At 64.6% G+C, this 26787-nt stretch carries 23 protein-coding genes and 1 riboswitch; of the genes, 17 read left to right on the top strand and 6 right to left on the bottom strand.

Going from position 1 to position 26787, the window contains the following annotated elements; genetic code table 11:
* The first annotated feature begins 170 nt into the window (after window positions 1-170).
* Together ACZI8R_RS06910 and guaA are read left to right on the top strand one after the other, a co-directional pair.
* Entirely contained in the window at window positions 171-1919 is a 1749-nt protein-coding gene (locus ACZI8R_RS06910; protein ID WP_463378853.1) for a GMC oxidoreductase, read from the top strand.
* Between the two features lie 41 nt (window positions 1920-1960).
* Window positions 1961-3532 (top strand): glutamine-hydrolyzing GMP synthase, encoded by a 1572-nt coding sequence (guaA, locus tag ACZI8R_RS06905; RefSeq protein ID WP_463378852.1) that lies wholly within the window; start codon window positions 1961-1963, stop codon window positions 3530-3532.
* Window positions 3533-3550: 18 nt separating this feature from the next.
* On the opposite strand, the gene ACZI8R_RS06900 is transcribed toward guaA, so the two are convergent.
* The gene (locus tag ACZI8R_RS06900) at window positions 3551-3805 is read right to left on the bottom strand and encodes a hypothetical protein (RefSeq protein WP_463378851.1); all 255 of its coding nucleotides are present in this window, start codon (window positions 3803-3805) and stop codon (window positions 3551-3553) included.
* Window positions 3798-5135 (bottom strand): PspC domain-containing protein, encoded by a 1338-nt coding sequence (locus ACZI8R_RS06895; RefSeq protein WP_463378850.1) that lies wholly within the window; start codon window positions 5133-5135, stop codon window positions 3798-3800. Before ACZI8R_RS06895 ends, ACZI8R_RS06900 begins: the two co-directional genes overlap by 8 nt.
* A gap of 230 nt (window positions 5136-5365) precedes the next feature.
* Here ACZI8R_RS06895 and ACZI8R_RS06890 point away from each other — a divergent pair, with 230 nt between their 5' ends.
* Together ACZI8R_RS06890 and ACZI8R_RS06885 are read left to right on the top strand one after the other, a co-directional pair.
* Complete coding sequence (locus tag ACZI8R_RS06890) at window positions 5366-6730, top strand: ATP-binding protein (protein WP_463378849.1); 1365 nt, start codon at window positions 5366-5368, stop codon at window positions 6728-6730.
* Window positions 6727-7395 carry a LuxR C-terminal-related transcriptional regulator gene (locus ACZI8R_RS06885; protein WP_463378848.1) on the top strand — a complete coding sequence of 223 codons (669 nt, stop codon included), beginning with the start codon at window positions 6727-6729 and terminating at the stop codon, window positions 7393-7395. Before ACZI8R_RS06890 ends, ACZI8R_RS06885 begins: the two co-directional genes overlap by 4 nt.
* Before the next feature lie 12 nt (window positions 7396-7407).
* Here the strand turns inward: ACZI8R_RS06885 and ACZI8R_RS06880 are convergent, their stop codons facing one another.
* Window positions 7408-8622: a serine/threonine-protein kinase gene (locus ACZI8R_RS06880; protein ID WP_463378847.1), complete on the bottom strand. Its 1215-nt coding sequence runs from the start codon at window positions 8620-8622 to the stop codon at window positions 7408-7410.
* A gap of 207 nt (window positions 8623-8829) precedes the next feature.
* Here ACZI8R_RS06880 and ACZI8R_RS06875 point away from each other — a divergent pair, with 207 nt between their 5' ends.
* The 3 genes from ACZI8R_RS06875 to ACZI8R_RS06865 all read left to right on the top strand — a co-directional run bounded on the left by ACZI8R_RS06875 (window position 8830) and on the right by ACZI8R_RS06865 (window position 11645).
* On the top strand, window positions 8830-9600 hold the full coding sequence (locus ACZI8R_RS06875) for a hypothetical protein (RefSeq protein WP_463378846.1): 771 nt from the start codon (window positions 8830-8832) through the stop codon (window positions 9598-9600).
* Window positions 9597-11153, top strand: coding sequence for a DNA polymerase Y family protein (locus ACZI8R_RS06870; protein ID WP_463378845.1), 1557 nt, complete (start codon window positions 9597-9599; stop codon window positions 11151-11153). The genes ACZI8R_RS06875 and ACZI8R_RS06870 overlap by 4 nt, the downstream gene beginning before the upstream one ends.
* A gap of 168 nt (window positions 11154-11321) precedes the next feature.
* Window positions 11322-11645: a hypothetical protein gene (locus ACZI8R_RS06865; protein ID WP_463378844.1), complete on the top strand. Its 324-nt coding sequence runs from the start codon at window positions 11322-11324 to the stop codon at window positions 11643-11645.
* 1493 nt (window positions 11646-13138) lie between these two features.
* Here the strand turns inward: ACZI8R_RS06865 and ACZI8R_RS06860 are convergent.
* The gene (locus ACZI8R_RS06860) at window positions 13139-14134 is read right to left on the bottom strand and encodes an ABC transporter substrate-binding protein (protein WP_463378843.1); all 996 of its coding nucleotides are present in this window, start codon (window positions 14132-14134) and stop codon (window positions 13139-13141) included.
* A gap of 177 nt (window positions 14135-14311) precedes the next feature.
* Between ACZI8R_RS06860 and ACZI8R_RS06855 the strand changes: the two genes are divergently transcribed.
* The 6 genes from ACZI8R_RS06855 to ACZI8R_RS06830 all read left to right on the top strand — a co-directional run bounded on the left by ACZI8R_RS06855 (window position 14312) and on the right by ACZI8R_RS06830 (window position 18643).
* Window positions 14312-14719 (top strand): VOC family protein, encoded by a 408-nt coding sequence (locus ACZI8R_RS06855; RefSeq protein WP_463378842.1) that lies wholly within the window; start codon window positions 14312-14314, stop codon window positions 14717-14719.
* Between the two features lie 56 nt (window positions 14720-14775).
* Window positions 14776-15546, top strand: coding sequence for an alpha/beta fold hydrolase (locus ACZI8R_RS06850; RefSeq protein WP_463379276.1), 771 nt, complete (start codon window positions 14776-14778; stop codon window positions 15544-15546).
* A 62-nt stretch (window positions 15547-15608) separates the two neighbouring features.
* Window positions 15609-16598 carry a R2-like ligand-binding oxidase gene (locus ACZI8R_RS06845; RefSeq protein ID WP_463378841.1) on the top strand — a complete coding sequence of 330 codons (990 nt, stop codon included), beginning with the start codon at window positions 15609-15611 and terminating at the stop codon, window positions 16596-16598.
* Between the two features lie 26 nt (window positions 16599-16624).
* Window positions 16625-17143: a hypothetical protein gene (locus ACZI8R_RS06840; RefSeq protein WP_463378840.1), complete on the top strand. Its 519-nt coding sequence runs from the start codon at window positions 16625-16627 to the stop codon at window positions 17141-17143.
* 9 nt (window positions 17144-17152) lie between these two features.
* Entirely contained in the window at window positions 17153-17731 is a 579-nt protein-coding gene (locus ACZI8R_RS06835; protein WP_463378839.1) for a YdeI/OmpD-associated family protein, read from the top strand.
* A gap of 30 nt (window positions 17732-17761) precedes the next feature.
* On the top strand, window positions 17762-18643 hold the full coding sequence (locus tag ACZI8R_RS06830) for a ferredoxin family protein (RefSeq protein ID WP_463379275.1): 882 nt from the start codon (window positions 17762-17764) through the stop codon (window positions 18641-18643).
* On the opposite strand, the gene ACZI8R_RS06825 is transcribed toward ACZI8R_RS06830, so the two are convergent.
* Together ACZI8R_RS06825 and ACZI8R_RS06820 are read right to left on the bottom strand one after the other, a co-directional pair.
* On the bottom strand, window positions 18634-20625 hold the full coding sequence (locus ACZI8R_RS06825) for an SDR family oxidoreductase (RefSeq protein ID WP_463378838.1): 1992 nt from the start codon (window positions 20623-20625) through the stop codon (window positions 18634-18636). The two genes, ACZI8R_RS06830 and ACZI8R_RS06825, sit on opposite strands and share 10 nt — an antisense overlap.
* A gap of 58 nt (window positions 20626-20683) precedes the next feature.
* Window positions 20684-22804 (bottom strand): MMPL family transporter, encoded by a 2121-nt coding sequence (locus tag ACZI8R_RS06820; protein WP_463378837.1) that lies wholly within the window; start codon window positions 22802-22804, stop codon window positions 20684-20686.
* A 92-nt stretch (window positions 22805-22896) separates the two neighbouring features.
* Window positions 22897-23069, top strand: a riboswitch (cobalamin riboswitch).
* Between the two features lie 103 nt (window positions 23070-23172).
* Here ACZI8R_RS06820 and ACZI8R_RS06815 point away from each other — a divergent pair.
* From ACZI8R_RS06815 to ACZI8R_RS06800, 4 genes are read left to right on the top strand one after another with little or no spacing between them, the layout of a single operon-like run.
* Window positions 23173-24165: an ABC transporter substrate-binding protein gene (locus ACZI8R_RS06815; RefSeq protein ID WP_463378836.1), complete on the top strand. Its 993-nt coding sequence runs from the start codon at window positions 23173-23175 to the stop codon at window positions 24163-24165.
* Between the two features lie 8 nt (window positions 24166-24173).
* The gene (locus tag ACZI8R_RS06810) at window positions 24174-25256 is read left to right on the top strand and encodes a FecCD family ABC transporter permease (RefSeq protein ID WP_463379274.1); all 1083 of its coding nucleotides are present in this window, start codon (window positions 24174-24176) and stop codon (window positions 25254-25256) included.
* Window positions 25253-26032, top strand: a complete 780-nt coding sequence (locus tag ACZI8R_RS06805) for an ABC transporter ATP-binding protein (RefSeq protein ID WP_463378835.1) — start codon at window positions 25253-25255, stop codon at window positions 26030-26032. The genes ACZI8R_RS06810 and ACZI8R_RS06805 overlap by 4 nt, the downstream gene beginning before the upstream one ends.
* Window positions 26025-26756, top strand: coding sequence for a (2Fe-2S)-binding protein (locus ACZI8R_RS06800; RefSeq protein WP_463378834.1), 732 nt, complete (start codon window positions 26025-26027; stop codon window positions 26754-26756). Before ACZI8R_RS06805 ends, ACZI8R_RS06800 begins: the two co-directional genes overlap by 8 nt.
* Window positions 26757-26787: the final 31 nt, after the last annotated feature.

Here is a 26787-nt window from a genome sequence, read left to right as displayed (position 1 = left end):
CGAGGTCGATCTCGGAACGCCGTACCGGCACGAAAGTGCTGGTACGGCGTTTTTCGTTTTCGTGTGTGCAACCGCTCGTTACACTCAGGTAACCCTTGTGGTTGTTGTCACAAGCGGTAGGTGCATACTGGCGAGTAAGTTCCGATCTCGATTGGTGGAGGTATCCCGACATGGGCACGAAGCGGGCGACGGATTACGACGTGTTGATCGTCGGATCCGGATTCGGGGGCAGCGTGACTGCCCTACGGCTGGTCGAGAAGGGGTACAAGGTCGGCGTGATCGAGGCCGGTCGGCGTTTCGAAGACGCGGATTTCGCCAAGACCAGCTGGGACCTGAAGAAGTTCCTGTGGGCGCCGCAGCTCGGCTTCTTCGGCATCCAGCGCGTGCACCTGCTGCGCGACTGCATGATCCTCGCCGGCGCAGGCGTCGGTGGGGGATCTCTCAACTACGCCAACACGCTGTACAAGCCGCCGGCCCCGTTCTTCGAGGACCGTCAGTGGGCTCACATCACGGACTGGCACGACGAGCTGAGCCCGTACTACGAGCAGGCACGCAAGATGTTGGGCGTGGTACAGAACCCGCACATGACCCCGGCCGACGACATCATCAAGTCGGTCGCAGACGACATGGGAGTGGGCGACACGTTCATCCAGACCCCGGTCGGTGTCTTCTTCGGTGAGCCCGGAAAGACGGTGTCGGATCCGTACTTCGGCGGTGTCGGTCCGGATCGCACCGGCTGCATCGAATGCGGCGAATGCATGACGGGTTGCCGTCACGGTGCCAAGAACACCCTCCTGAAGAACTACCTCGGCCTCGCTGAGAAGGCGGGCGCGGAGATCATTCCGATGACGACCGTCAGCGGAATGCGTGAGGCCTCGGACGGCACGTGGGACGTGTTCACTCGGCGGACCGGACCGCTCAAGAGCCGTGGACGCAAGACGTACACCGCCGCCAACGTCGTTCTGGCGGCGGGCACATGGGGTACCCAGCACTTGCTGTTCCATCTCAAGGACACCGGGGCGCTGCCGAAGGTGTCCGACAAGCTGGGAGTGCTCACCCGCACCAACTCGGAGTCGATCCTCGGTGCTGCGAAGCAGAAGGTCGATCCGAACCTCGATCTGACGAGGGGCGTGGCCATCACCTCCTCGTTCCACCCGCGTCCCGACACGCACGTCGAGCCCGTGCGCTACGGCAAGGGCTCCAACTCGATGGCGCTGCTCCAGACGCTCATCACCGACGGCGGCGGCGACACCGCGCGCTGGCGGAAGCTGCTTCGCAATATCAAGGAGAACCCCAAGGCACTGCTGGCGCTCAGCCCGTATCGGTGGAGTGAGCGCACCGTCATCGCGCTCGTGATGCAGAACCTCGACAACTCGATCACGACCTACACCAAGAAGGGCCTGTTCGGGCGACGCAAGGTCACCAGCAAGCAGGGCCACGGCGAGCCGAACCCCACCTGGATTCCGGCGGGCAACGAGGCCACGCGGCGTATCGCCGGGAAGGTGGACGGCTGGGCAGGCGGCACGTGGGGCGATGTGTTCAACATCCCTCTGACGGCGCACTTCCTCGGTGGTTGTGCGATCGGTGCCGATGCATCGGAAGGTGTGATCGATCCCTACCACCGTGTGCACGGTTACCCGACACTCAGTGTGGTCGACGGCGCTGCGGTGTCGGCGAACATGGGTGTCAATCCGTCGCTGACGATCTCGGCGCAGGCGGAGCGCGCAGCCTCCCTGTGGCCGAACAAGGGTGAACAAGATCAGCGTCCGGACCAGGGGCAGGCCTATCAGAGGCTGCAGCCGACGACCCCGACGAACCCCGTCGTTCCGGCAGGTGCGCCGGGTGCGCTGACGTTGCCGATCGTCGAGATCACGGGTGGCGCGCGCGATCGGACGGCAGAAGAGCACGGCGTCGCCTAGTGGCGTCGAACGGCCGCTTCACGTCCCGTTAGACTGACCCGGTGTCAGATATCGAAGAGCAGCGTCCCGTCCTCGTCATCGACTTCGGAGCTCAGTACGCGCAGTTGATCGCGCGGCGGGTACGTGAAGCGAACGTCTACTCCGAGGTCGTTCCGCACACCACGACCGTCGACGAGATCGTCTCGCGCAAGCCGCTCGCGATCGTCCTGTCGGGTGGACCGGCCTCCGTGTACGCGGACGGCGCACCGCAACTGGATTCGGCACTGTTCGATCACGACATCCCGGTCTTCGGTATCTGCTACGGCTTCCAAGCGATGGCTGGTGCGCTCGGTGGAACCGTGTCGCACACGGGCACTCGTGAATACGGTCGCACCGACCTGAAGGTCACCGGCGGCGTCCTGCACGGCGGCCTACCCGAGACTCAGCCGGTGTGGATGAGCCACGGCGACGCTGTCACGGAGGCGCCCCAAGGCTTCGAGGTCACCGCTACCAGCGAGGGCGCGCCTGTCGCGGCGTTCGAAGATCGTGCTCGCCGCCTGGCCGGCGTGCAGTACCACCCCGAGGTGCTGCATTCGCCCCACGGTCAGCAGGTATTGAGCCGGTTCCTGCACGAGGTGGCCGGAATTCAGCCTGCGTGGACTGCGGCCAACATCGCGGACGCGCTCATCGAGAAGGTGCGCGAGCAGGTCGGCGACGGCAAGGCGATCTGCGGACTGTCCGGCGGCGTCGACTCCGCTGTCGCCGCTGCGCTGGTTCAGCGCGCTATCGGCGACCAGCTGACGTGCGTCTTCGTGGACCACGGTCTGATGCGTGCCGGCGAGCGTGCACAGGTCGAACAGGACTTCGTGGCGGCGACGGGTGCGCGGCTCATCACCGTGGACGCGGCCGACACCTTCATCGGTGAGCTCGCCGGTGTCTCCGATCCGGAAACCAAGCGCAAGATCATCGGGCGAGAGTTCATCCGCAGTTTCGAGGGTGCTGTCAGCGACGTGCTCGGCGAGAACGCGGCGCACGGTGACACCGTCGACTTCCTCGTCCAGGGCACTCTCTACCCGGACGTCGTCGAATCGGGCGGCGGAACCGGAACGGCGAACATCAAGAGCCATCACAACGTCGGCGGACTCCCCGAGGACCTCCAGTTCGACCTCGTCGAGCCGCTGCGCCTGCTGTTCAAGGACGAGGTGCGCGCCGTCGGACGTGAGCTGGGTCTGCCGGAGGAGATCGTGGGACGTCAGCCGTTCCCCGGCCCCGGCCTCGGTATCCGCATCATCGGCGAGGTCACCCAGGAGCGCCTCGACATCCTTCGTCATGCCGATTCCATTGCGCGCGAAGAGCTCACCGCCGCGGGCTTGGATGGTCAGATCTGGCAGTGCCCGGTGGTTCTGCTGGCGGACGTGCGAAGCGTCGGTGTGCAGGGCGACGGTCGCACGTACGGGCATCCGATCGTGCTGCGTCCGGTCTCGAGCGAGGACGCGATGACGGCGGACTGGACCCGGTTGCCGTACGAGGTGCTCGAACGAATTTCCACCCGCATCACCAACGAGGTGCACGACGTCAACCGTGTGGTGCTCGATGTGACGAGCAAGCCGCCGGGAACCATCGAGTGGGAATGATGCAGTAGTGGGACTCGGCTAGTTCTTCTTCTTGCGCCAGTTGGGTGACAGCACGAGAATCGCGCCGACCACCACCGCGACGCCGACGAAGATCCACCTGAAGGTGTCCGCGCCGACCGTGGTGAGCGCGAAGGGGCCGACCAGTGCCCACCCGCTGATGATCAGCGCGGTGAGGCCCGACAGGACCAGCAGGATCGAAGGCCGCCTGCGGGGTTTCGAGTCCTCGGTCCGGTCGGCGTCGCCGGTTTCGTTGTGTGTCTTGTCTTCAGCCACGACGCACCTCCACGGATCCGAGCTGGTTGTCGACGTCGATCGTCAGGACCGGGCCGTCTCCGGACCCTGTCACACCGTCCGGCAGGCACAGGGATTCGCCCATTGTCGCCGTGCAGTCGGTCTGCACCCTCATATCGGGTGGAACGGTCACGATGAACTCTCCGAATCGGTTGGAGATGTCGACGGCGGTGTCCTCGGTGAGCTCGAGTCCGGTCAGATCGAGTTGGAACGAGCCGAAGTTGCCGCTGTATTCGGACTCGAGTTGGGCCGCTGAGACGGGGGCCCATTGCTTTTCGCCCACGTTCTGGAAGTCGATCGGTCCGACCAGCGACGCGAGCACGACGAAACCGGCCAGCGGTCCTGCGACCACGAGTAGTCCGTATCCACGGCGGGTCAGCCCGCCGACGAGGAGACCGGCACCGATCGTGGCGAGCGCGAGTGCTGCGATGCGTCCTGGTGTGAGCCATTCGGAGCCGGTGATCGCGGCAACGGCGGCGCCGGCAGCGGCGGCGAGAATTGCCAGGCCGATGAACATCGGTGTCACGCGAGACCTGGTGCGCTCGGGGAGATCCGGTGTCGTGGCGGTCTGCGCGGGTTCTGGGAGATCCCAGGCGAACGGGGCCACGCCGAGCGGATCCCATGCGGGCGGCGAGGGTTGGTCGGCCCTGGTCGTGACCGTCGTCGAGTTCTGAGCCGGCTGTGCGTACGACTGCCGCGCGGGTTCGGGTGCCGCTGGTTGGGGAGCGGGCGGCTCGGACGGCACGTATGCGTCGGGGAGCTTGGTGTACGGGCCGTAGGCCTGCGGCACGGGCGGACCGGCCTGAGTGAACTGGCCCTGCATGTACCGAGAACCGGGGTATCCGCCGGCCACGGAGCCGACCTGCGCGGAGGCAGGCAACGCCGGCGGGACCGGAGTGCGTTGGTACAGGAACCACAGGCCCGCGAGCATGAAGAGGAGGCTGATCAGTCCCGAGCCGCCCATGCCCACACCGAAGGGGCCGACCGTGCTCAAGACGATGGCAAGAGCGACCAGCAGAACGACCGTCTTGGTGCCGGATTCGGAGCTGCGACCGCGACCCATCATCGACTCGGTGGCAGATGCTGCGTCGCCGGCGCGGGTGAGTACCAGCCACCCGGCGAGATAGAGGAGGAGGCCGGCGCCGCCGAAGATCGTCGACACGACGAAAGCGACTCGGATCAGTACCGGGTCCACGTTGTAGCGGTACCCGATTCCCGAGCAGACCCCCGCGACGTGCCCGCTGCGCGGGAGACGCACCGGGCGGGTCCGCCACAAGTCGCCGATCTGGTCCTGGAAGCTCCGATTGGTCATGAATCCATCCTGATCGACGCGGTGAGCGCCGACCATCGGGAACTACCCTGATCTTTCCCCCCGCCCCCTGACCAATGTCACACGCGTTCAGCTCACGCGAACCGGTGTGACATTGGTCGGGGGGCGGGGGAGGGAAAACGGGCAGTACCCCGAGAGGGTCGACGCACAACTCAGGGTGCAACCCTGATGCCCAACCTGCGGGTGCGTGCCAGTATCGAGGTGTGCAACCTGTGCCGAACGAAGTCCCAGGGGCGGCGACTGCTGCTCCGGGCGCCTCGTCGAGCGCGGTTCCGGTCGACCAGGTTCCTGTCCACCGGCTCGAGCGCCGTGGTGCCGGACGGGTCGTGGGCGGAGTGGCCGGCGGTATCGCAGACCACCTCGGCGTCGATGTTCTCAAGGTCCGGGTCGCGTTCGCCTTTCTCACCGCGTTGGCCGGGTCGGGCATCGTCATGTACGGGATGCTGTGGATCTTCACCACGCCCGGCGACGACGCGCAGCGCCCGAGTTCTCAGGAGCGTCGCCAGGCGCTGGGACTGATCGCCATCGGGCTCGGTGGCGCAGCCGCACTGTCCTGGTTGTTCAACGGGGGTGCGGGAGCGGTGATCGGCCCGATCCTCGTGGTCGCCGTCGGTGCAGCGCTTGTGTGGCGTGAGTTCGATGCAGAAGGACCGCGCAGTGCGATCGGACTTCCACAGCGGCCGACCGTACTGACGTGGGCGCGAGTCCTCGGCGGCATCACCCTCATCGTGCTCGGTCTCGGCGTTGTCGTGTTGGCGCAGATCGACATCGACGCTCTGCGTTCGTCGTTGCTGGCTGTCGTGGTGACTCTCGTAGGTGCGGGCCTGCTGACGATCCCGTTGTGGCTGCGGATGTGGCGTGCGCTCAGTTCCGAGCGTGCCGCCCGCATCCGTAACGACGAGCGTGACGAGATCGCGTCACACCTGCACGACTCGGTTCTGCAGACGCTCGCGCTCATCCAGAAGCAGGCCGGCGATTCGGCGGAAGTCGCGCGTCTGGCGCGAGGACAGGAACGAGAACTGCGGCGGTGGCTGTTCGGGGGCGGCGAGACAGATCATTCGAGTCTTGCCGAGGCGCTGCGAACGATCGCGGGGGAAGTCGAGGACCAGCACGGCGTGACCGTTCGCCCGGTCACTGTGGGCGACGTCCAACTGGATCTCGGCCAGGACGGTGACGGCCTGTCCAAGGAAAGCTTCACCGCTCTGCTCGGCGCGACGCGCGAGTCGTTGGTGAACGCGGCCAAGCACTCCGGTGAGACCGAGATCAATCTGTTTGCGGAGGTCGAAGCAGAAGAGGTGGGTGTGTACATCCGCGACAGGGGGGTGGGATTCGACATGGAGGCGGTATCCGCAGACAGGCAGGGCCTCGCGAAGTCCGTGAAGGCCCGCGTCGAACGTAGACACGGCCGGGTGGATGTCCGGTCCACGCTCGGAAAGGGCACCGAAATCCGAATCCACATGCCACGTAACGGGAAGAGTAGCTCGGACGAGGACCCGTCCGGAACCGCGAGCGATGGTGTGCACACTGACCTAGAGTGGGACGACACCGTCGCCCACACCGAGGAATCGTCGCAGTGACCGAAACTTCGCCCGCCGAAATTCCCCCGTACCGCGTCTTTCTCGTCGACGATCATGCCGTGTTCAGATCGGGTGTGCGCGCCGAACTGGGCAGAGAGCAGGACATGAACGTGGTCGGTGAAGCCGGCGGCGTGGCCGAGGCCGTTGCCGGAATCAACGCGACGGACCCGCACGTCGTTCTACTCGACGTCCACATGCCGGACGGGGGTGGCGTAGCGGTTCTTCGTGGAATCGGCGCGGGTCCAGTGTGTTTGGCATTGAGTGTGTCGGATGCGGCCGAGGACGTGATCGCCGTGATCCGGGCAGGTGCGCGGGGCTATGTCACCAAGACCATCTCGGGCGCAGAACTCGCGGACGGGGTGCGAAGAGTGGCCGGTGGGGACGCGGTCTTCAGTCCGCGGCTTGCGGGCTTCGTCCTCGACTCGTTCACAGGTCGATCCAATGTTCCTGAACCTCAACTCGATCCGGAACTCGACTCGTTGACTCCCCGCGAGCTCGAGGTCCTACGACTGTTGGCTCGCGGGTACACCTACCGGGAGATCGCCGAGGAATTGTTCATCTCCGTCAAGACCGTGGAGACGCACGCATCGAACGTGCTGCGCAAGACCCAGCAGTCCAACCGAAATGCATTGACACGATGGGCGCACAGCCGTCGTATCGACTGACTCCGCGCGGGGTCAGGGTTGGCCGAGTAGAACGACGACCGCCACGATCACTGCGAGCACGAGGATGGAGATCATGACGCCCATCGCGAGGGGTGCCCACGCGACGATCTGATCTCGCACGCTCGTCGGTCCCTGGCCCTTGGTGGTGGTGCCGGGACGCGGTGGCCACTGCAGTCGATCGAGTGGACGCGGAACGCTCGGAAGTGGCGTGCCCTGCCTCGCGGCGGGAAGTCCCGCGACGGTCGAGCCGACGAAACGGCCGCCGCGACGTGAGTCGGGAAGTGGCGTGGACCGTTGCGCCCACGCGGGAACCGTCCCGTCCGCGGAGTACACGGGTGCTCCGAGCAGTTGCTCGAAACGGCCCTGTTCGCCGAGTACGACCTTCGTCAGTTCGTCACGGGCCTGCGCCATCGTGGGGCGCCTGGCAGGGTCGGGTTCGAGCAGGTGAAGAAGAACGTCGGTGAGCGGCCCGGCGTGGTTGGGCCGGTAGATCTCGGCTTTCGCGACTCGGTGGAGCAGCGCGATCGAGTCGGAGTCGATTCCGAACGGCGGCTGACCCTCGACGACGGTGTACAGCGTGGAACCGAGCGAGAACACGTCGCTGGCTTCGGTGGGATTGTCGCCGCGGGCGACCTCGGGGGAGAAGTACGCTGGGGTTCCCGTGATGACGTTGCTGGAGTTGTCGGACGTGTCGCCTTTGGCGCGTGCGATACCGAAGTCGCTGATCTTGGCGACGCCCAACTCTCGACCGCGGTCGGCGACGAGGACGTTTCCGGGCTTGATGTCGCGGTGCACGATGCCGGCCGCGTGGGCCTCGGCGAGGGCGTCGGCGACCTGCGCACCGATCTGTGCGACCTCGAACGGCGGAAGCATGTCGGCGATGTTCATCGCCTGCGCGAGGTTGCGGGCGGGCAGGTATTCCATGACGAGCCACGGCTCGCCGCCCTCGAGCGCGACGTCGTACATCCCGATCGAGTGCTTGTGGGTGAGCTTGGCTGCGTTTCGGCCTTCACGCAGGGTGTTCTCGCGGATCTTGCGAGCCTCGGCCGGGTCGAGTCCGGCGGTGGTGGTGACCTGCTTGACCGCCACATCGCGGTGCAGAAGCGTGTCCCGTGCCAGCCATACGGCGCCCATTCCGCCGCCGCCGAGCTTCACCCGTAGGCGATACCTTCCGGCCAGTAGGTACTCGGGTCCGATGCCCCTCTCGCTCTGTTCCTGCGCAGTCACGGGTTCAGGTTAGAGGATGCGAAGGCACGTCTCCGTCCCACGGCCACTACCAGCAGTTTTCCAGTTCGCTTGACGTGTGGATGGGTGGGCGCTTTACTGAACACAGTTCGAAAGTATGTTCGAACAACGTTCGTGTTCGAGGTGTGTTCGAGCCGCGTCTTCCCCGTGGCAACCGACCGCTTGTGATGCTGGTTGTAGGGGTGTCGTGTGATTGATGCAGCCGAGGTGATCGATGTCGCTTCGCCACCGGACCTGTCGGATTTGTCCCGGCAGGAGCGGCTCGAACAGCTTCGTCGGCGTATCGCGGCGGTGCCGGCTCGGGGAGAGTCGGTTGCCCCCGCCTCCGAGGTGTCCGCGGTGGAGGTTCTGCCGGTTCCCTCCGGGCTCGAAGGGCTGCTCCCCAGCGGCGGGTTGGCGCGTGGATCGGTGGTGTCGTTCTCGGGTGCCACGTCTCTTCTCCTCGGGATGATCGCCTCGGTCACGGCAAGCGGCGGGCACGTTGCGGTGATCGGACATCCCCGATTGGGTCTGCTCGCGGCAGTGGAGATGGGCGCCCGATTGGAGCGGTTGGCGTTGGTTCCCGATCCGGGAGTCGATCCGGTGGAGATCGCCGCAGTGCTCCTCGACGGGATGGACCTGGTGATTCTGGGGCTCGGTGGCGCGTCCGTGGCGCCCACGCGTGCCCGGGCGGTCGTGGCGCGTGCACGGAGCAAGGGCGCGACCCTGATGGTGACGGACGGTCACTGGGACGGCGCCGAGGTGCGGTTGGAGGCCCGAGTCCAGGACTACGGCGGACTTGGCGAGGGCCGAGGCAGACTGCGCTCGATCGGATTGGACGTGCGCGTGAAGGGACGGTCGTTTCAGCCTCGGTCGACGCGAGTGGACGTGTCTGCTGCGGGCGGGAGAGTCGAATGGACGGCGGCGCAACCCGATCGGCGGCGCGGCGCGATTGTTCCGGCGGAGGTGTCGGGGCTGTGAGTGCGCGAGTGCTGGCACTGTGGTGCCCCGATTGGCCTGCCATCGCCGCCGCTGCGGCCGTGGATTTGTCTCCGATCCATCCGGTTGCGGTCACCTCGGCCAACCGGGTGATCGCATGCTCCGCGACTGCCAGATCGGAAGGAGTGTCCCGTGGCCTGCGCCGACGTGAGGCGCAGGCCAGGTGTCCGCAGTTGCACGTGAGTACTGCCGATCCGGATCGTGATGCGCGGTTGTTCGAGCCGGTTGCGTCGGCGGTCGATGCGGTGGCGCCGGGCACCGAGGTGCTCCGGCCCGGTCTCGTGGTGCTCTCGGCCCGTGGTGTGAGGCGATACTTCGGCTCGGAAGAGGTTGCCGCAGAACGATTGGTGGACGAGGTCTCTGCCCTGGGAATCGAATGCCAGGTGGGGGTGGCGGACCAACTGTCCACCGCGGTGATCGCGGCGAGACGTGCGGCGCTCGTGCCTGCCGGAGCGGGCGCAGAATTCCTGGCGCCGCTTCCGATGCGAGAGTTGGCCGCCGAGCCCAGCTTGTCCGCGCCGGGTCGTGAAGACCTGGTGGATCTGCTGCACAGGCTGGGGATTCGCACTATAGGTGCATTCGCCGCACTGCCTGCTTCGGATGTGGCGTCGAGGTTCGGGACGGATGCGGTGCTCGCTCATCGTGCAGCGAGGGGTGAACCCGAACGTCCGCCTTCTGCGCGGGTACTGCCACCCGATCTGGACGTCGAGTATCGCTGCGACCCGATCCTCGAACGCGTGGACGCAGCGGCCTTCGCCGGCCGAGCCCTCGCGGAGAAGCTGCATCGAGCACTGTCGGCGGCCGGGGTGGCGTGCACTCGGCTCACGGTGTCGGCGACCACCGAGAACGGTGAGCAGATGTCGCGGACCTGGCGGTGCGCGGAACCGTTGACCCCGGAGGCGACCGCCGATCGGGTGCGGTGGCAGTTGGACGGTTGGCTCACGGGCCGCACGGAGGCTCGCCCCACCGCAGGGATCGCAGTGCTGCGTCTCGAACCAGTGGAAGTGGTGACGTCGGGAGCGTTGCAGCAGGGCTTGTGGGGAGGGGTCGGCGAAGAAGAGGAACGGGCCAGGCGGGCTCTGGTCCGGGTGCAGGGCCTACTCGGCGGCGAGGCGGTTCAGGTGGGTGTGCTCAGTGGGGGCCGAGGTCCGGCCGAGCGAATAACCTTGCTGCCCTTGGGAGACGAGCGGGCACCCGCACGTGATCCTGGCCAGCCGTGGCCCGGTCGTCTCCCGGAGCCGTCTCCGACTGCGGTTCTGGAATCTCCGCCCTCGGTGTCGATGACAGGTGCCCGTGGTGTGCCGGTGAGGGTTACGGCGAGGGGTTTCTTCGATGCGACTCCCGAGCGGCTTCGGTGGGGAAGTCGTGAGTGGGCGGTGACGGGCTGGGCCGGCCCTTGGCCGGTGGACGAACGCTGGTGGGATCCCGCGGATTCTCGAACGGCTGCTCGTGCTCAGGTGGTGCTCGAGGAATCACGAGCACTGCTGCTGATCTGGTCCGACAACGCGTGGTCGGTGGAGGGGATCTACGAGTGAATGAGCGGTTCCGGCGAATCGGATGCCAGTACAATCTGGAGATTCGACCGATTGGTCCGCTTTGTTACCTAAGTGAGATTTGGTTCCGGTGTGGTTGCTGAGAACTCGCCGTAGGTTCTCCTCCAGCAGCGTGTGCTGCGGATCTTCGATTGCTAGGGAGGAGAAGGAGTGCAACGCCTCCTTGGCAGAGATCGGATTGGCGTCTGCAAGCCACGCTATTTGTCGGTAGATACAGGTGACGACACGCGCGACAGAGCTGCTGCATGGGCGGAAACAAAGGTCGGAAAAGACTACGAGGGCAACTTTGCCACGACGCGCATCGGCAACCTCGACAGAGAAGCATACAACTGCTCATCGCTTATTTGGGCCGCGTTCAAGAGCGTATCGGGAGGTGGCCTAGATATCAGCGAGATCTATCCGTACCAGCCCTATACTGCCGGTGTATATCCGATTGATATCCTCAAATCCCACAACACGAGAGAGTTCAGTTGATTACCCGTCGGCGAAAACTCATCCTAGTAATAGCTGCAGTCGCAGTCGCAGTCGGCTGCGGGGCGGGATTCTGGTGGAGTTCCCTCTCGGAGCATCCATCGACAAGCAGCAGCGCCCCGCCCAGCGACGCTTTTGTGGGAATATCCACAGAGATGGCATCAAAACTGCAAGAATATGACAACGACAACATATTTTGGACCTCACCGAACGGCTCGAGTGGGCTGAGTAAAGCTCTCTCGCCGGTCTACAACCCGTCCCTGTTGCGGGTAGCTGGTGGATTTGTAGCGCCAAGCGAAAATGGTCTCGTTGTTCTCGGTGAAGACCTCAAGGCAAGGACAGAGCTACCTCTTCCAGGCCTCGGTGTCGGAACGATGGCCGGGGCCGTCAACTCGCCAGACGGACGCTACGGGATATTCACGTTCTATGAAGGAAACGCGCATTCCAACGAGCCCGATGCCCGGCTTATTGTACTCGCGAGTGAAAGCGCAGTCCATACGGTGCGCAGCTCACACCTCGTACAGGCAGTAACAGCGTGCAACGACGGGACCGCGCGATGGGTGGAGTACCGACCAAGCAGCAACAGTGACCCTCTCGGCCCAGGAAACGCATATCTAACTTCCTGGACTCCAGGAGCTAATGCGGTGTCAGTCCCAATAAATGCAGATTTTCAGGTAGCTCCGTCCGCTGAATCATCTCTGTCATGTGATGATGCAAATTCGTTCATTGATTCGCCAAACCATTTGGGTGAGCGATCGGTCATTCAGGTATCAGGGACGGCGGAGAGTGGAATCACAACTGTGAGCACAAAATCTCTCCCGCCTTTCCCTACTGCCGACGGCTCCCTCTTCACTCGCACCGATGGTCCCGTTCTTTATACTTTGAGTTCAGACGGAAAACTATCGAAGGTGGACTACAACCGCGGTGCCGTAATCTACAGTGAATCTCTACCCATTAGCGGACCAGGCGTGGTGTCGGCAACGTTCGAAGGCGAGTCGGTCTTCCTCGTTACGCGCCCAGACGAAATCGGCAACCGCCAAAGTGTGCAACGGGTCGACCTCAGCAATCCTTCGTGTATTTCTGCTGCAGTCCCCCTGGATGGATACGACACTTTGTCCGAGAAGGCTCAGGCAGTCCGCGGAGAATCCTCATATATGGCCGTACAAACTATCCTCCCACTGCATAGAGAGAATGCGATTGAATGTGCAGCCAATTGATTGCGCGATCGCATGTCGGTCACCCCTGGCGGATAGACGAAGCATCACAAGCCGTCATGTTGAGTGCCCAAATCCATCGACGACGGCCGGTATTCGTTGAGTGAGGTAAAGAGTGGGATCGTTGGCGAGTCGACGGTAGTCAGCGGGTGAGGGTTCCGATGGTCGACGCGTAAGGTCGCGTTCCATGGTGTGCCAGAGGTGTTTGGCAACTTGACGTTCAAGCATTTGATGGCTTCGCGGTTGGTCTTGCCATCGGTGACGTTGCGGCGGTGATAGGCATCAGCCCACCGCCGGAACGACGGTCGCCGGATCGGAGTCGGTTGCCGCCGCCAGCGCAGGCACGGTGCTCCGCAGCAGGTACGGCAGACTCAGCGGGCTAGCGAAGCCCAACGCGGCAGGCACGTCCGTGCCGAAGTCGCCCAGGTACACGGTGCGATCGTCACGCACCACGTCCAATTGCGAGAACAACGGGTTGGTCGCGAGATCTTCTTTCGTCGCGCCGAGAACGATGAGGTTTTCCTGATCGAGCAGGTCGAGCCGTTCGTCGCTCACCGAGCCTGTCTCGGCAGGAGCTGCGAACCCGAGGTCGCCGAAGAACCGACTGCGCGGATCGCCCGGCTCGAGAATGTAAAAGCCGTCGTCCATGAGCATGGCAACCGTAGCGGTGCGTCCCGTGAACTGGGGGTTCGCGTTCTTCGCCTCGTCGAATTGCGCTATCACCGAATCGCGTACGCGCTGAGCTTCGTCCGACTTTCCGAGCGAGCGCCCAACGGCTTCCAGTTGGACATCCCATGGAGCGGCCCCACCGCTGCCGTCACCGATGTCTCCGACCGTCGGTGCGAGGTCGGACAGCGTGTCGTAGTCCGGCTGTTCCATCACCGAGTATGTGCCGAGGAGCAGGTCCGGGTCGGCTTCAGCGATCTTCTCGAAGTCGAGTTCCATTTCTCCGACCTCGGGGATGTCCTGGGGAAAGTCCTTGGCCCAAGGGCGATTGCGGTAGTCGTAACCGGAAAACGCGCGCGTCGCGACCGGCGTCACGTCAAGAGCGAGAGCGAAGTCGAGGTCGTTGAAGCCGGCCGTCACCACCCGCTGCGGTTCCGATTCGATAGTGGTGGTGCCCTGCTCGTGGTCAATCGTGACCGGGAACGATCCGTCGCTACTCGAAGTGTCGGTTTCGGAATCCGAGGAACTGCAGGCTACGAGCGTCAATGCCGTGACTATCGACAGCGAGGACACGAGTGCGGCGCGACGACGAAGAGTGGGGGACACGGTCACGATTCCTTTTCCGGAGTAGTTGCAGAATCAACTTAGCCTAACCTCACCTCGGTGTGGTGGCCGTGAGATATTTCTTGCGACGACTCCGCGGGGGTGATCTACTGCCTGCAACGTCGCGTGTCGATGGCGGACTGCGTCAGGCATGGAGGCGTCGTATCCCCAAAGGGGTTCATACGCATGACCAACTCGCCTGAAACGAACATCTCGTTCAATCACACGATTGTCGCCGCCAAGGACAAGAAAGAATCGGCCTGGTTTCTGGCGGAACTCTTCGATCTCCCGTCGCCGGTTCCGGCAGGCCACTTTCTCGCAGTGAAGCTCGACAACGGCGTGACGCTCGATTACGCCGAGCCTCCGACCGACTTCTCGCCGCAGCACTACGCGTTCCTCGTCGGTGAGGACGACTTCGACCGCATCTACGGCAAGATCGTCGAACGCGGGCAGAAGCACTGGGCTGATCCGAGGCAGAGTGAGCCCGACACCTTCAACACCAACGACGGTGGACGCGGCGTCTACTTCCTCGATCCGTCGGGTCACTACCTCGAGATCATCACCCGGCCTTATGGGGGCTGGGTCACGGCCTGATGCTGCGCCTACCCTGATCTCCTGTGAAGAGGATCGAGACGTCTACCGGCATCGACATGGCCTACCGCGAGTTCGGCACGCCCGGACAGGGCGTGCCGGTGCTTCTCGTCCACGGAATGGGCGGCGACAGCAGCACGTGGGAGCGGTTGGCTCGAACACTGGTCGAGCATGGTCGCTACGTGATCGCGCCGGACCTGCGCGGGCACGGACGCAGTGCCCGCGCAGAGTCCTACCGTTTCGCGGAGTTCGGTGAGGATCTCGTCGCGTTGTGCGAGGGCCTCGGCCTCGACCGAGTCGACATGGTGGGGCATTCGCTCGGCGGTCACGCCGCGACGGTTGCGGAGCAAGAACGTCCTGGCCTGGTTCGAAGGCTCGTTCTGGAGGAGGCGCCGATCCCGCTTCGTCCAGGTGATCCTGAACAGACCTTGGCCGGCCGACTGCCGTCGGCACCGGAGTTGTGGCACGCGACGACGAGCCTGATCCGTCACCCGCGAGCAATGTTCGCATTCGATCGCAGCATGACAGGCACTGCGCTGGAACAGTTTCGGCTGCCGAACTCGGTGTGGTGGGACGCGTTGAAGACCATCACTTCGGACACTCTCATTCTCCGCGGCGGCCCTCGGGGCATGGTGGATCCGGACCGCTTGGAAGCTGTAACCGACGGTGTCGCGCGTATCCGCGTCGAGTCGTTCTCGTGCGGTCACAGCATCCACCGTGACCGGTTCCGTGACTTCGCTGCCGCGGTCGTTCCCTTCCTCACGGCACCCGACGATCCATTCCATACCGAGTCCGCTGATTCGGGGTTCCGCGAGGCCGATCCGGACTAGCGTTGAGGCGGAGATCGCAGAGCGGCCTCGGTCGGTTCTGCACGTCGGGAAGAAGGCAGACAATGACGACGATTACTCCACACGAAACGCCTGCGCACGGAGCACCTTCACACGGGCGCGAAGGCTTCAGCTCGCTCCGCTCCGGCGGATTCAACTGGGATTCGTTTCCGCTGCGGCTGTTCACCAAGGGAAACGCGAAGTTCTGGAATCCGATCGACATCGACTTCACGCAGGACGCCGCGGACTGGGCCGCCCTCACCGACGAGCAGAGGCGCAGCTCCACGTATCTGTGCGCTCAGTTCATCGCGGGTGAGGAAGCGGTCACCGAGGACATTCAGCCGTTCATGAAGGCGATGGCCGCGGAGGGCAGGTTCGGCGACGAGATGTACCTGACTCAGTTCTGTTTCGAGGAGGCAAAGCACACGCAGGTGTTCCGTCTGTGGATGGATGCCGTCGGCCTCACCGACGATCTGCATTCGTACGTAGCCGAGAACCCCTACTACCGGCAGCTGTTCTACGAGGAACTGCCCGGTTCGCTCCGTGTCCTCGAGACGGATCCGAGCCCTGCCAACCAGGTTCGGGCCAGCGTCACCTACAACCATGTCATCGAGGGCAGCCTCGCCCTCACCGGCTACTACGCATGGCAGAAGGTGTGCACCACCCGCGGCATCCTGCCGGGCATGCAGCAGCTCATCAAGAAGATCGGCGACGACGAGCGGCGGCACATGGCCTGGGGCACGTTCACCTGCCGTCGGCACGTGGCTGCGGACGACAACAACTGGAACGTCGTGCAGGAGCGCATGGGTGAACTCATGCCGATGGCACTCGGCATGATCGATTGGGTCAACAACCAGTTCGAGGAGCAGCCTTTCGGTCTCGACGAGGGCGAATTTCTCGCTTACGCCGCGAATCGCGCTCAGCGCAGGTTGTCGGCGATCGAATCAGCGCGCGGCAGGCCGGTCGAGGAGATCGACCTCGACTATTCGCCCGAGACCTTGGAAGAGAAGTTCGGCGCCGAGGATGCGGCCGAATTGACGGAGGCAACTGCCTGATCGGGTCGCGGTGGCATGATCGCCTGATGGCACTTCGGCTCACCTCTCTCGATCGCAAGCTCATCGGATGGTCGGCGCTGTTCGTGGTGTCGCAACTCAACATTGCCCGGTTGCTCGGGCCGGCGGCGCCGCGTGTGTTGGAAGCACAGACGGCATTTTCTGCGGACTCCTACACCGCGGTGCTCGACAAGATGGACGCCACCGACACGGCTCGCTACCGCAGCCACTTCTACCCGGACTTCGTGCACCCGGCGATCTATGCGATGGCGCTGAGCACGGGAACGCGACGGCTCGCCGAGCTGACGCCGATGTCCCCGGTCATGCGCCGAGCGTTCACGGCAGCACCGGTCGTCTCGGCCGCGGGGGACTACGTGGAGAACGTGGTCGGGCTGTATCTGCTCGATCATCGTGACGCCATCACGGACACCACCGTGCGTGCGACGTCGACCGTGAGCGTCACCAAATGGGTTCTCGCCTTGGGGACTCTCGGGTTCCTGTCGCAGGGATTCGTTCGAGTGTGGGCGCGAACGCTGCTGCGGCGATAGGTTCGGTCCATGCCTTCGCAAGAGCTACCGGTCGAACTGTTCGCGGACGGGTCGGAGTTCCGCGCCTGGATGGAGACGAACCACAGCTCGTCGCCGGGCCTGGAGTTGAAGATGGCGAAGAAATCGTCCACGTACTCATCGATCGACTATGCGCAGGCACTCGAAGTGGCCCTGTGTTTCGGCTGGATCGACAGCCGTGCCAAACGAATCGACGACGACTGGTTCGTGCAGCGCTTCACCCCGCGTAGTTCCAGGAGTCCGTGGTCGAAACGCAACTGCGATGCGGTGACGGCGCTGGCCGAGCGCGGGATGCTCGAGCCTTCCGGCATCGCCGAAGTGGAGCGCGCAAAGGCGGACGGCCGCTGGGATCGGGCGTACGACGGACCGAAGACTGCGAAGGTTCCCGATGATTTCCTCGAAGCGCTGTCCCGCAACCCCGAGGCTGCGGCCTTCTTCGAGACGTTGAACAGTCAGAACCGATACGCCGTGTTCTATCGGCTGCAGGATGCGAAACGACCCGAGACCCGTGCGCGGCGGATCGAGAAGTTCGTGCAGCAACTCGCCGAGAAGCGGAAGTTTCACGACTGAGACAATGGCACCGTGACGGGACTCGAGGGGATGAGTTGTTCGGCGGCCTCTGCCGTGGACGAGCCGCTTGGCGGAACGGCCGCCCAGGTGGCCGGGTGGGTGTGTCTGGAGTATCCGGGCGGCTGGGGACGCGACGTTCTGGACGGAACGGCCCTGGGTAAAGAGCTGGCCGACGAACTGCGGGCCCGAGCCGACGCTGCCGGCGTGCGCATCATGTTCATCAGAAGACCGGGACGCAGTGTGCTCACAGGCGGCACCTCGGAGCGCCCAGCGCACACCGTCCTGCTGGCTCAGTCCCATCCTGCCCGTTCGTGGTGCGAGCGGCTCGAGATCGATACGCCTGCCGGTCTGCTCGACATCGACATCGACTTCGGCGCCGTGTCGGGTGAGGCTCCAGGTCTGGGGCGACTGGTCGAGAACCCGGTGGTGCTGGTGTGCGCGCATGGCAAGCGTGACCAGTGCTGCGCGGTCTTCGGGCGTCCAGTTGCGGCGTCGCTGGCGGCGGAGTTCGGCGACGACGTCTGGGAGTGCTCGCACACCGGGGGACACCGCTTCGCGCCCTCGATGATCCTGCTTCCCAGCGGATACACGTATGGACGCCTCGACTCGGATGCGAGCCTGGCCGCTGTTCGGTCGGCATGTGAGGGCGAGGTCCGACTGGAAGGCTTACGCGGGCGCAGCGTGTGGAGCCCTCGCGGGCAGGTGGCAGAGAACGCTGTCCGACAACGGGTGAAGGCGGGCATCGACGAGCTGAGCATCGAGGGCGAAACGGTCGTCCACGCCGACGGGCGACGATGGGCGGTCACGATCGAGGAGTCGGAACTGGCACCTCGGCCGGCGAGCTGCGGTGCGGCGGTCAAGAGCGTCACGGCGTTGATCGCCCGTGACGTACGCGAGCAGCCTCACCAATAGACGCCGGGAATCAGGTTTCCCACTCTCCGAACGACATTGCCGAGAAGTGGTGGCGTCGGCAGGGCGAGCCCCTCCTTCTTCGGAGTCGGTGGCACGGCGTCGGGGGCCTTGTTGCCGCGGGCTGCCGCGGAGTCCGGAAACATCTTGTACAGCTGATGGAGCAGTAGGTCTTTGGTGCGAGGTGCGAAGAAGTAGCCGAATTCGCCGAGGGTTCCGATGGCAACGTCGATCCGCTTCGGGCGTTCGACGAGCGCACGCACCACCATCTGTGCCGCATCCTCGGGGCTGGTCGCCGGTCCGGCGTTGTACTGCTCGGTCGGCGCGATCATGGGTGTACGGACCAGCGGCATGTGAATGGTCGTGAAGGTGATTCCGTCCGAAAGGGTTTCGGCTGCGGCAACGTTGGTGAACCCGTCCAGTGCCGACTTGCTGGCCACGTAGGCCGAGAATCGCGGTGTCGCCGACTGCACCCCGGCGCTGCTGATGTTGACGATGTGGCCGAATCGTCGCTCCTTCATCTGCGGCAGTAGCGCGAGAATCATCCGGACGGCACCGAAGTAGTTGACTGCCATGGTGCGTTCGTAGTCGTGCAGACGGTCCGTCGAGTGGTAGATCCCGCGCCTGATGGACCGGCCCGCGTTGTTCACGAGCATGTCCACATGTGCGTGCTCGTCGAGGATCGCTGCCACCGTGCGATCCACCGATTCGGTGTCGGTGATGTCGCACGGATAGGCGTGCGCCTCGCCGCCGCTCGTGCGAATCTCCTTCACCACCACGTCGAGTTCGTCCTCTCGTCGGGCGAGGAGCAACACGGTCGCACCTTCGTCCGCCAGAGCGAGTGCAGAGCTTCTGCCGATTCCCGACGAGGCGCCCGTGATGACGATGTGACGTCCCACGAGGGGGCCGCGCGAATCCCGGCGCCGGGCGCGGTTGGGATCGAGGTTCTCACGCCAGTACGACCACAGGGTGGCGGCGTACTCGGAGAAGTCGGGCACGGTGATGCCGCTGCCGGCCAGGGCTTCTCGAGTCTTCTCGTTCACGAAAGTGGTGGGCAGCGTCATGTTGTCGAGCAGGACGGGAGGTATGCCGAGGGACTTCAGAGCGAAGGCTCGCCCTACATCGATCGGGCCGATCGATGTCGGCTCCACGATCGGCCTGACGATGGCGCCGGGCAGGCCGGCGACGGCACGGGGTGCACCGGACGCATTCGCCAGGGCCGAGTAGATCTCGCGGACCGGCTGTGGTTTCGGATTGACCAGGTGGAAGGTTCGACCGTCGCCCTCGGCGGAGGTCATGAGGTGTACGAGCGCGCGTGCGACGTAGTCGACCGGAACGAGATTCGTCGCGCCGAGATCCGGCACCGCCACCGGGAGGGCGTGGGGGAGCTTCGCCAGCGCAGCGAAGGCGGGAAACAGGTAGTACGGGCCGTCGATCTTGTCGATCGCGCCGGTGCGTGAACTGCCGACGACAGCCGAAGGGCGGTAGATGCGGTGGCGTACTCCCGAATCGCGGACGAGTTTCTCGGCCTCGAACTTGGTGCGGTGGTACGGAGTGGGGAAGCGTTGGCCGAGATCGAAATCGTCTTCTGTGAACGTGCCGCGGTGGTCTCCGGCCACGGCGATGGACGACACGTGATGCAGAGTCGCGTCCAGTTGTTTTGCCAGTGCGACGACCGACCGGGTGCCCTCGATATTGGTGGCGGCCTGTTCCTCGCCGGCGGTCAGGTCGTAGATCGCACCCAGGTGCAGCACGTGGTCGGCTTCCGGTGGATCCGAGATTCCGAGGTCGGGTTCGGTGAGGTCTCCGACGAGGGGCTCGATGCGGTCTCCGCCGGGCAGGCTTCTTGCCATCGTCTTCAAACGGTCGACCGAACCGGGTCGGACGAGAACGTGGACCCGAGCAGCTTCGTCGCGAGCGAGGAGTTCGGTCAGTACGTGACGACCGAGAAACCCGGTTCCGCCCGTGACGATGTAGGTAGCCATGACGCGAACTTACTCCGGGGTAAGTTCGGCGTCCAGTGTTCGGAACAGTTGAGTACGGCTAGTGGCCGATACCCACCTTTTCGTGGATGCGCTTCATCCACGCCGGCGCCCACCAGTTGGCCTCACCCATCAGCTTGACCAACGACGGGACCAGCAGCATGCGCACAACCGTGGCGTCCACGATGAGCGCGACGATCATGCCGACTCCGAGGAATCTCATGATCGACAGACCGGAGATCGTGAACGCGCCGGTCACGATGACGAGCAGCATTGCCGCAGCGGTGACGATGCGTCCGGTGCGCTCTGCGCCGAATTTGACGGCCTCTTCGGTGGTGGCGCCCTCGCTGCGCGCCTCCACCATGCGGGACATCAGAAAGACCTCGTAGTCGGTGGACAGCCCGAATACCACCGCCAGGATCAGCACGACGAACGTCGGTTCCAGCGGTGACGGACTGACCCCGAGGAGTCCGGCGCCGTGGCCGAGTTGGAAGACGAACGTCAGCACTCCGAATGTGGCGGCGAGGCTGATTCCCGCCATCAGTACGGCCTTGATGGGCAAGACGATCGACCCGAACGCCAGGAACAGCAGGATCAGCGTCGAGATCACCATGATCGCCACCATCACCGGCAGCCACTCGACGATGGCCGCGTTGCCGTCGTCCACCGTGGCCTGTCCGCCGCCCACGAGAATCTCGGTGCCTTCGGGTGCATCGAGGGCCCGCAGGCTCGATACGACGTCGCTCTGTTGGTCGGTGTCCGCACCCTCGGAGTACGTCACCTGGACAGCGGCGAGTTCGGCGTTGGACGCCACCATTCTCGCTCCGCTCACCCCGTCGATGCCTTGCGCAGCGGTGGCGACCTCCGTGGCTTCGGCAGGCGTGGGAGCCCCGCCGTCCAACCCCTGAAGGATGACGGTGGCGCCGTTTCCGGTCGTGGGGAAGTCGTTGACCAAGGTGTCGGTGGCGGTTCGCGCCGAATCGTTCTCGGGCAGCGCCGTGTAGGTGACCTCGCCGAGTGTGGCCTTGGTGAGCGGCGCGGCCAGCACCAGGAGGCCGATCACGATGGTGACAGCGACCGCGACCGGCTTACCCATCACTCGGGTCACCACCGAACCCCAGAACTTGCGGGCCCGTTCCTCGCCACGCTTGGCGGCATCCTTGCGCCAGCTGAGCGCGTTGATGCGGTGGCCGAGAATGGCGAGCAGAGCGGGCACAGCGGTCAACGACAGGAGCGCTGCACTGGCCACTGCCGCAATCGCGCCGAAGCCGAGCGACTTGATCACGTCCTGCGGGAACACGAGCATTCCGGAGAAGGCGCAGATCAGCAGTAGACCAGAGAAGAGGACGGTGCGGCCGGCGGTGAGCACCGTGCGCTTGGTGGCCTCCAACGGCGTTGCCCCGGCGTCGAGTTCCTCCCGGAAGCGTCCGACGACGAACAGTCCGTAGTCGATCGCCAGACCCAGCCCCAACAGGGATGCGACGTTGATGGAGAACGAACTGACGTCGGTGAACATCGTCAGCAATCGCAGAGTGGCGAGGGCACTGAAGATCGAGAGCAATCCGACGAACACCGGAACTGCGGCGGCGACCAGGCCGCCGAAGATGAACACGAGCATGATGAGCGTGACAGGCAGCGCGATGCCCTCGGCGAGAACGAGGTCACTCTGGAGCCGGTTGTTGAACGCGACGCCGACCACCGAGTTTCCCGCGAACTGGACGTCCACGCCGGGCACTTCGAGTTTGGGCAGCAGGTCGTTGAAGTTGGCGACGTCGATGCCGGCGTCCGGGTCGACGGTGATGGCAGCGGAGGCCATCGAGCCGTCATTGGAGGTCATCTGAGCTTTGGCCGGGCCCTCGGCGCTCCAATACGAGTTCACCGAATGGGTGGGCACCTCGTCCTGGAATGCGGCCAGGTTCTCGCTGACTGCCGGACCGATGTCGTCGAGCGTCTTGCCTTCGGGCGGCGTGTAGATGGCGATGATGTCCGGCGTCTGCGGACCGAGGTTGTCCTCGACGATCTGGGCGACCTCTGCCGATTGACTGCCCGGGTCGACGAATCCACCTTGACTGAGCTTCGAGAACACTCCGGTGCCCCACACACCGCTCACGACCACTGCGAGTACCGCGAGAGTCAGCACCCACCACTTCCGTGTGACGACGAGCGAGGCCCAACGTGTCATGCGTTCTCTCCGGATCGGTAGATATCGGTGAATGGTTTTCGGTTCTGCCGACTGTAGTAGCGGTGCGACGGGTGGGGCAGGTGAGTGATCGGGGTCTCGGTGGTGCGTTCGATCATCGATTCGGGCATACTCGACACCCACGCGCAGCCATTCGTAGGGGGAAGCCGGTCCGAATCCGGCGCTGACCCGCAACGGTAGGTGATCGATCACGCCATTCAGGCGCACGATCACGAGCCCGATTACCCGTCGAACGGTGTGTGACCCCAGTTCGTCGTGGTCTACGAAACGGAGTCCTGCCCGTCCCGCGGCGATGGTCCGCGAGTTGGCCGGTCGTTGGTTCGTGGCTCTGAGCCCCCAATGAGGTTTGTATGCGCTTTTCACCACTGCTTCGCAGTGCGGTCTTCGTCGCTGCGTCCACAGTCCTGGTCGCCGGATGTTCGCGCGGTGAGGCCGTCCAGGAGTCGGAATCGGCGGAGGCGTTCGCCGAGCCGGTGTCGATCACCAACTGTGATCGGACTCAGGTATTCGATTCGCCGCCACAGCGAATCGTCTCGATGAACGATCACGTCACCGAGGTGCTCATCGAGATGGGTGTGGGCGACCGGATCGTCGGAATGGGGTACCAGGACGCCACCCCACTTCCCGAATTCGCGGACGAGTTCTCGAAGATCCAGGGCTTGGCCCACGAGTACCCCACGTCGGAACAGATTCTCGATCTGGATCCCGACCTCGTTGTCGGCGGCATGAAGAGTTCGTTCAACGAGAAGGAAGGCCGCTCACGCGACGCGCTCGAAGACAAGGGGATCGCGACCTTCCTGTTCTCGGAATACTGCGGAACGGGATTCCCGGACATCGGCATGCTCACCAACGACTACACGCAACTCGGGCAGATTCTCGGCGCGGAACCAGCAGCCGCGCAGGTCTCCGGCAGGGTGGTCGACGGCCTCGAGCAGGTGCGCGGCAGGATCGGCGATGCTGCCCCCGTGCCCACCTTCTTCTACGACTCGGGTGAGGACGTCCCGATGACCGTCGGCGGGGTCGGTGTGGGCCAGTTGATCGCCGACTATTCGGGCGCGATCAATCTCTTCTCCGAAGGGGAGAAGCCCTACCCGAACAGCACGTGGGAAACCATTGGTGAGCGCGCACCCGAGGCGATCGTCGTTCTCGACTACGGCGACAAGAACGCGCAGCAGAAGATCGACTTCCTGAAGTCCCAGCCCATCATGGCGACGACGCCGGCCGTGCAGAACGATCGATTCATCGTGGTTCCCCTCGACGACTTCTTCGAGAGCCCACGACTCCTGGGGTCGGCCCAGACGATCGCGGAGGCCCTTCATCCCGATCGGATGTCGCAGCCGTGACGTCCACCGTGCAGGCGCGCCGGCCGGCGCCGTCGGCACCGAGTGAAGATCGACAGCCCCGGCGCCTCGGATTCGGTGTGCTGCTCGTATTTCTCACCGCGGGCCTGCTGTTCGTACTCGGGCTCGGGGTGTCGTTCGGATCGGTGCGCATTCCGATCGGTGATGTGTGGGCCATCGTTGCGCACACGGTGGTTCCGGACAGCTTCGAACCCTGGTGGTCTGCGGCTCGTGAATCCATCGTCGTGGACTCGCGTCTGCCACGGGCTGTCACCGCTGCGGTGGTGGGCGCGGCGCTCGCCCTTGCGGGTGGCGTTGCGCAGGCGGTCACCCGCAATCCGCTCGCCGATCCCTATCTGCTCGGAGTGTCGTCGGGTGCCGGCTTCGGTGTCGTTCTCGTGATGGTCCTCGGCGTGGGCGCAGGTGCGCTCGGCGCCTTCACGATCCCGCTCGCAGCGTTCGTCGGCGCCATGGTGCCGCTGTTTCTGTCACTGGCGATAGGCGGGCGATATCCGCAGCCCACCGCGATCATTCTCGTCGGTGTTGCCCTTGCTCAGGTCTTTTCTGCACTCATCACCTTCACGATGCTGGTCATCGCGAACGAGAACCAGCTCAGCGGGGTGCTGCACTGGCTGGCCGGTGGTCTCGGTGATGCGCGCTGGTCCACATCGGTGTTCCCGGCGCTGGCGCTCCTGATCGTCGGTACCGCCATCCTGCTCGGTGCCGGTCGGATGGATCTGCTGAAGACAGGGGACGACGGCGCCGCGGCCCTCGGCATGAACGTCCGCAGGTTTCGAGTGGTGCAACTGCTCGGAGTGTCCGTGCTGGCCGGTGCGGCCGTGTCGGTGGCGGGCGGAATCGGATTCATCGGGTTGCTGATTCCCCACTTGGCCGGCTACATGGTCGGCACCCGTGCGGTACGGCTGTTTCCGGTCGCCATGCTCGTCGGCGCCATTGCGCTCGTATTGGCCGACACCCTCGCGAGAGCCCTGGTGGCCGACACCGAAGTTCCGGTCGGCGTCATCACTGCCCTCGTCGGGGCCCCCATATTCGTGTGGATGCTCTACCGCCAGTATCGGAAGGAGGGCGCATGATCGAATCCCTTGCATTGGAACGGGTGTCCGCATCCCTCGGTTCGCGTCAGGTGCTTCGTGACGTCGATTTCGCCGTGCGGCCCGGGGAGATTCTCGGCCTGGTCGGACCGAACGGATCGGGCAAGACGACGGCTCTGCGGTGCAGCTACCGAGCATTGCGTCCGAGCGGTGGCACCGTGTGGGTCGAGGGCGCCGACGCAGAGACCGTGGGACGCAGAAAGCTTGCGACCACCATCGGAGTCAGCAGTCAGGAACCGCAGGCGTCGGCCGGACTGACGGTGCGCGAGTCGGTGGGGCTCGGTCGTGTGCCGCACCGGGGTTGGTTCGACCGTCCCACCGGATCCGACGACGAGATCGTCGAGGATTGCCTGCGTCAGGTGGACTTGCTCGGCTTGGCGACACGTGACGTGCAGGCCCTTTCCGGCGGTGAGCGGCAACGGGTGTCGATAGCGCGCGCCCTTGCGCAGCAACCCGAGATCTTGCTGCTCGACGAACCGACCAATCACCTCGACCTGCGGCATCAGTTGACCGTGATGAAAGTGCTCGGAGACTTGGCCGCGCGAGGTCTCGCGATCGTCGTCACCATGCACGATCTGCGTATGGCGGTCGAGTACTGCGACAGGTTGGCAGTGCTGGACGACGGGCGCGTCGTGGCGGACGGGTCACCGGCAGAGGTGCTCGACGACGGCTTGCTCGCCGGTGTGTTCGGCATCAAGGCGCACGTACGTTCACATCCGAAGCCGTCGATGGAAATTCTGGGTCTGGCCGATGAATGACGTGTATGCCCGCACAGCGCAACGGGTTCCGGTACTCGCAGATCAGATCGATCCACCCGCAGGCGCCCCGAGCTTTCCGGCCGCCGAGATGCTGGACGTCGAATGGATGGCGCAGCGCGTAGCGGACACGGGGCGCAGGTGGGGGAGCGTCGATCCGCGCGTCAACGGCACGCTGTGGTGGTACTCGGCAAGCTCGACGTTGACGGGAATCCCGGTGGCCACGGCGATGCTCACCGGGTTCGCGGCTCAGCCGCAGCTCGCGGATGCCACCGCCTTCCTGCGGCCGGACGGCTACTTCGGGGGCTTGCGCGGTGACACATTTCTCTCGATGCACGATGGGATGTCGCGCTTGGCGGAGGAGCTGGCTGGAACGCTCGGTGACCTGATCGCGGCGCTCGCCGAGGCCTCGGGTGTTCGTCCCCGGGCGTTGTGGGCGATCGCCACCGATTCCGTGGCGAACCGGGCGCTGGATGCGGGAGATGCTTCGGGTGGTCGCCTGTTCGGTAGCGCGTTCGCGCAGCGCTTGGTCGAAGAGATGCGGGGCGCGGGTGCACCCATGCCGTCGACCCGCTTCGTCGACGTGACCGCTGGTAGCCGGAGCAGGAGATTCACTCAGCGTGCGTCCTGCTGCCTGATCTACGAGGCCCGTGAGAACAAGTGCACGAGCTGTCCCAAACGGCTGCCGTCCGACCGGCTCGCAGACCTTCGGAAAATTGTCTCTTGACCTAAACCATTGTTCAGGTTGCACGGTTGTG

Source organism: Rhodococcus huquni (assembly GCF_055231055.1).
This window is presented reverse-complemented; position numbering and strand designations above follow the sequence as displayed.

Excerpts from the sequence above, each read along its gene's own strand:
- ACZI8R_RS06855 (WP_463378842.1), top strand. The coding sequence starts at position 14,312 with ATGACCAACTCGCCTGAAACGAACATCTCGTTCAATCACACGATTGTC.
- ACZI8R_RS06840 (WP_463378840.1), top strand. The coding sequence starts at position 16,625 with ATGGCACTTCGGCTCACCTCTCTCGATCGCAAGCTCATCGGATGGTCG.
- ACZI8R_RS06815 (WP_463378836.1), top strand. The coding sequence starts at position 23,173 with ATGCGCTTTTCACCACTGCTTCGCAGTGCGGTCTTCGTCGCTGCGTCC.
- ACZI8R_RS06825 (WP_463378838.1), bottom strand. The coding sequence starts at position 20,625 with ATGGCTACCTACATCGTCACGGGCGGAACCGGGTTTCTCGGTCGTCAC.
- ACZI8R_RS06800 (WP_463378834.1), top strand. The coding sequence starts at position 26,025 with ATGAATGACGTGTATGCCCGCACAGCGCAACGGGTTCCGGTACTCGCA.
- ACZI8R_RS06820 (WP_463378837.1), bottom strand. The coding sequence starts at position 22,804 with ATGACACGTTGGGCCTCGCTCGTCGTCACACGGAAGTGGTGGGTGCTG.
- ACZI8R_RS06910 (WP_463378853.1), top strand. The coding sequence starts at position 171 with ATGGGCACGAAGCGGGCGACGGATTACGACGTGTTGATCGTCGGATCC.
- ACZI8R_RS06845 (WP_463378841.1), top strand. The coding sequence starts at position 15,609 with ATGACGACGATTACTCCACACGAAACGCCTGCGCACGGAGCACCTTCA.
- ACZI8R_RS06850 (WP_463379276.1), top strand. The coding sequence starts at position 14,776 with ATGGCCTACCGCGAGTTCGGCACGCCCGGACAGGGCGTGCCGGTGCTT.
- ACZI8R_RS06835 (WP_463378839.1), top strand. The coding sequence starts at position 17,153 with ATGCCTTCGCAAGAGCTACCGGTCGAACTGTTCGCGGACGGGTCGGAG.
- ACZI8R_RS06895 (WP_463378850.1), bottom strand. The coding sequence starts at position 5,135 with ATGACCAATCGGAGCTTCCAGGACCAGATCGGCGACTTGTGGCGGACC.
- ACZI8R_RS06805 (WP_463378835.1), top strand. The coding sequence starts at position 25,253 with ATGATCGAATCCCTTGCATTGGAACGGGTGTCCGCATCCCTCGGTTCG.
- ACZI8R_RS06830 (WP_463379275.1), top strand. The coding sequence starts at position 17,762 with ATGAGTTGTTCGGCGGCCTCTGCCGTGGACGAGCCGCTTGGCGGAACG.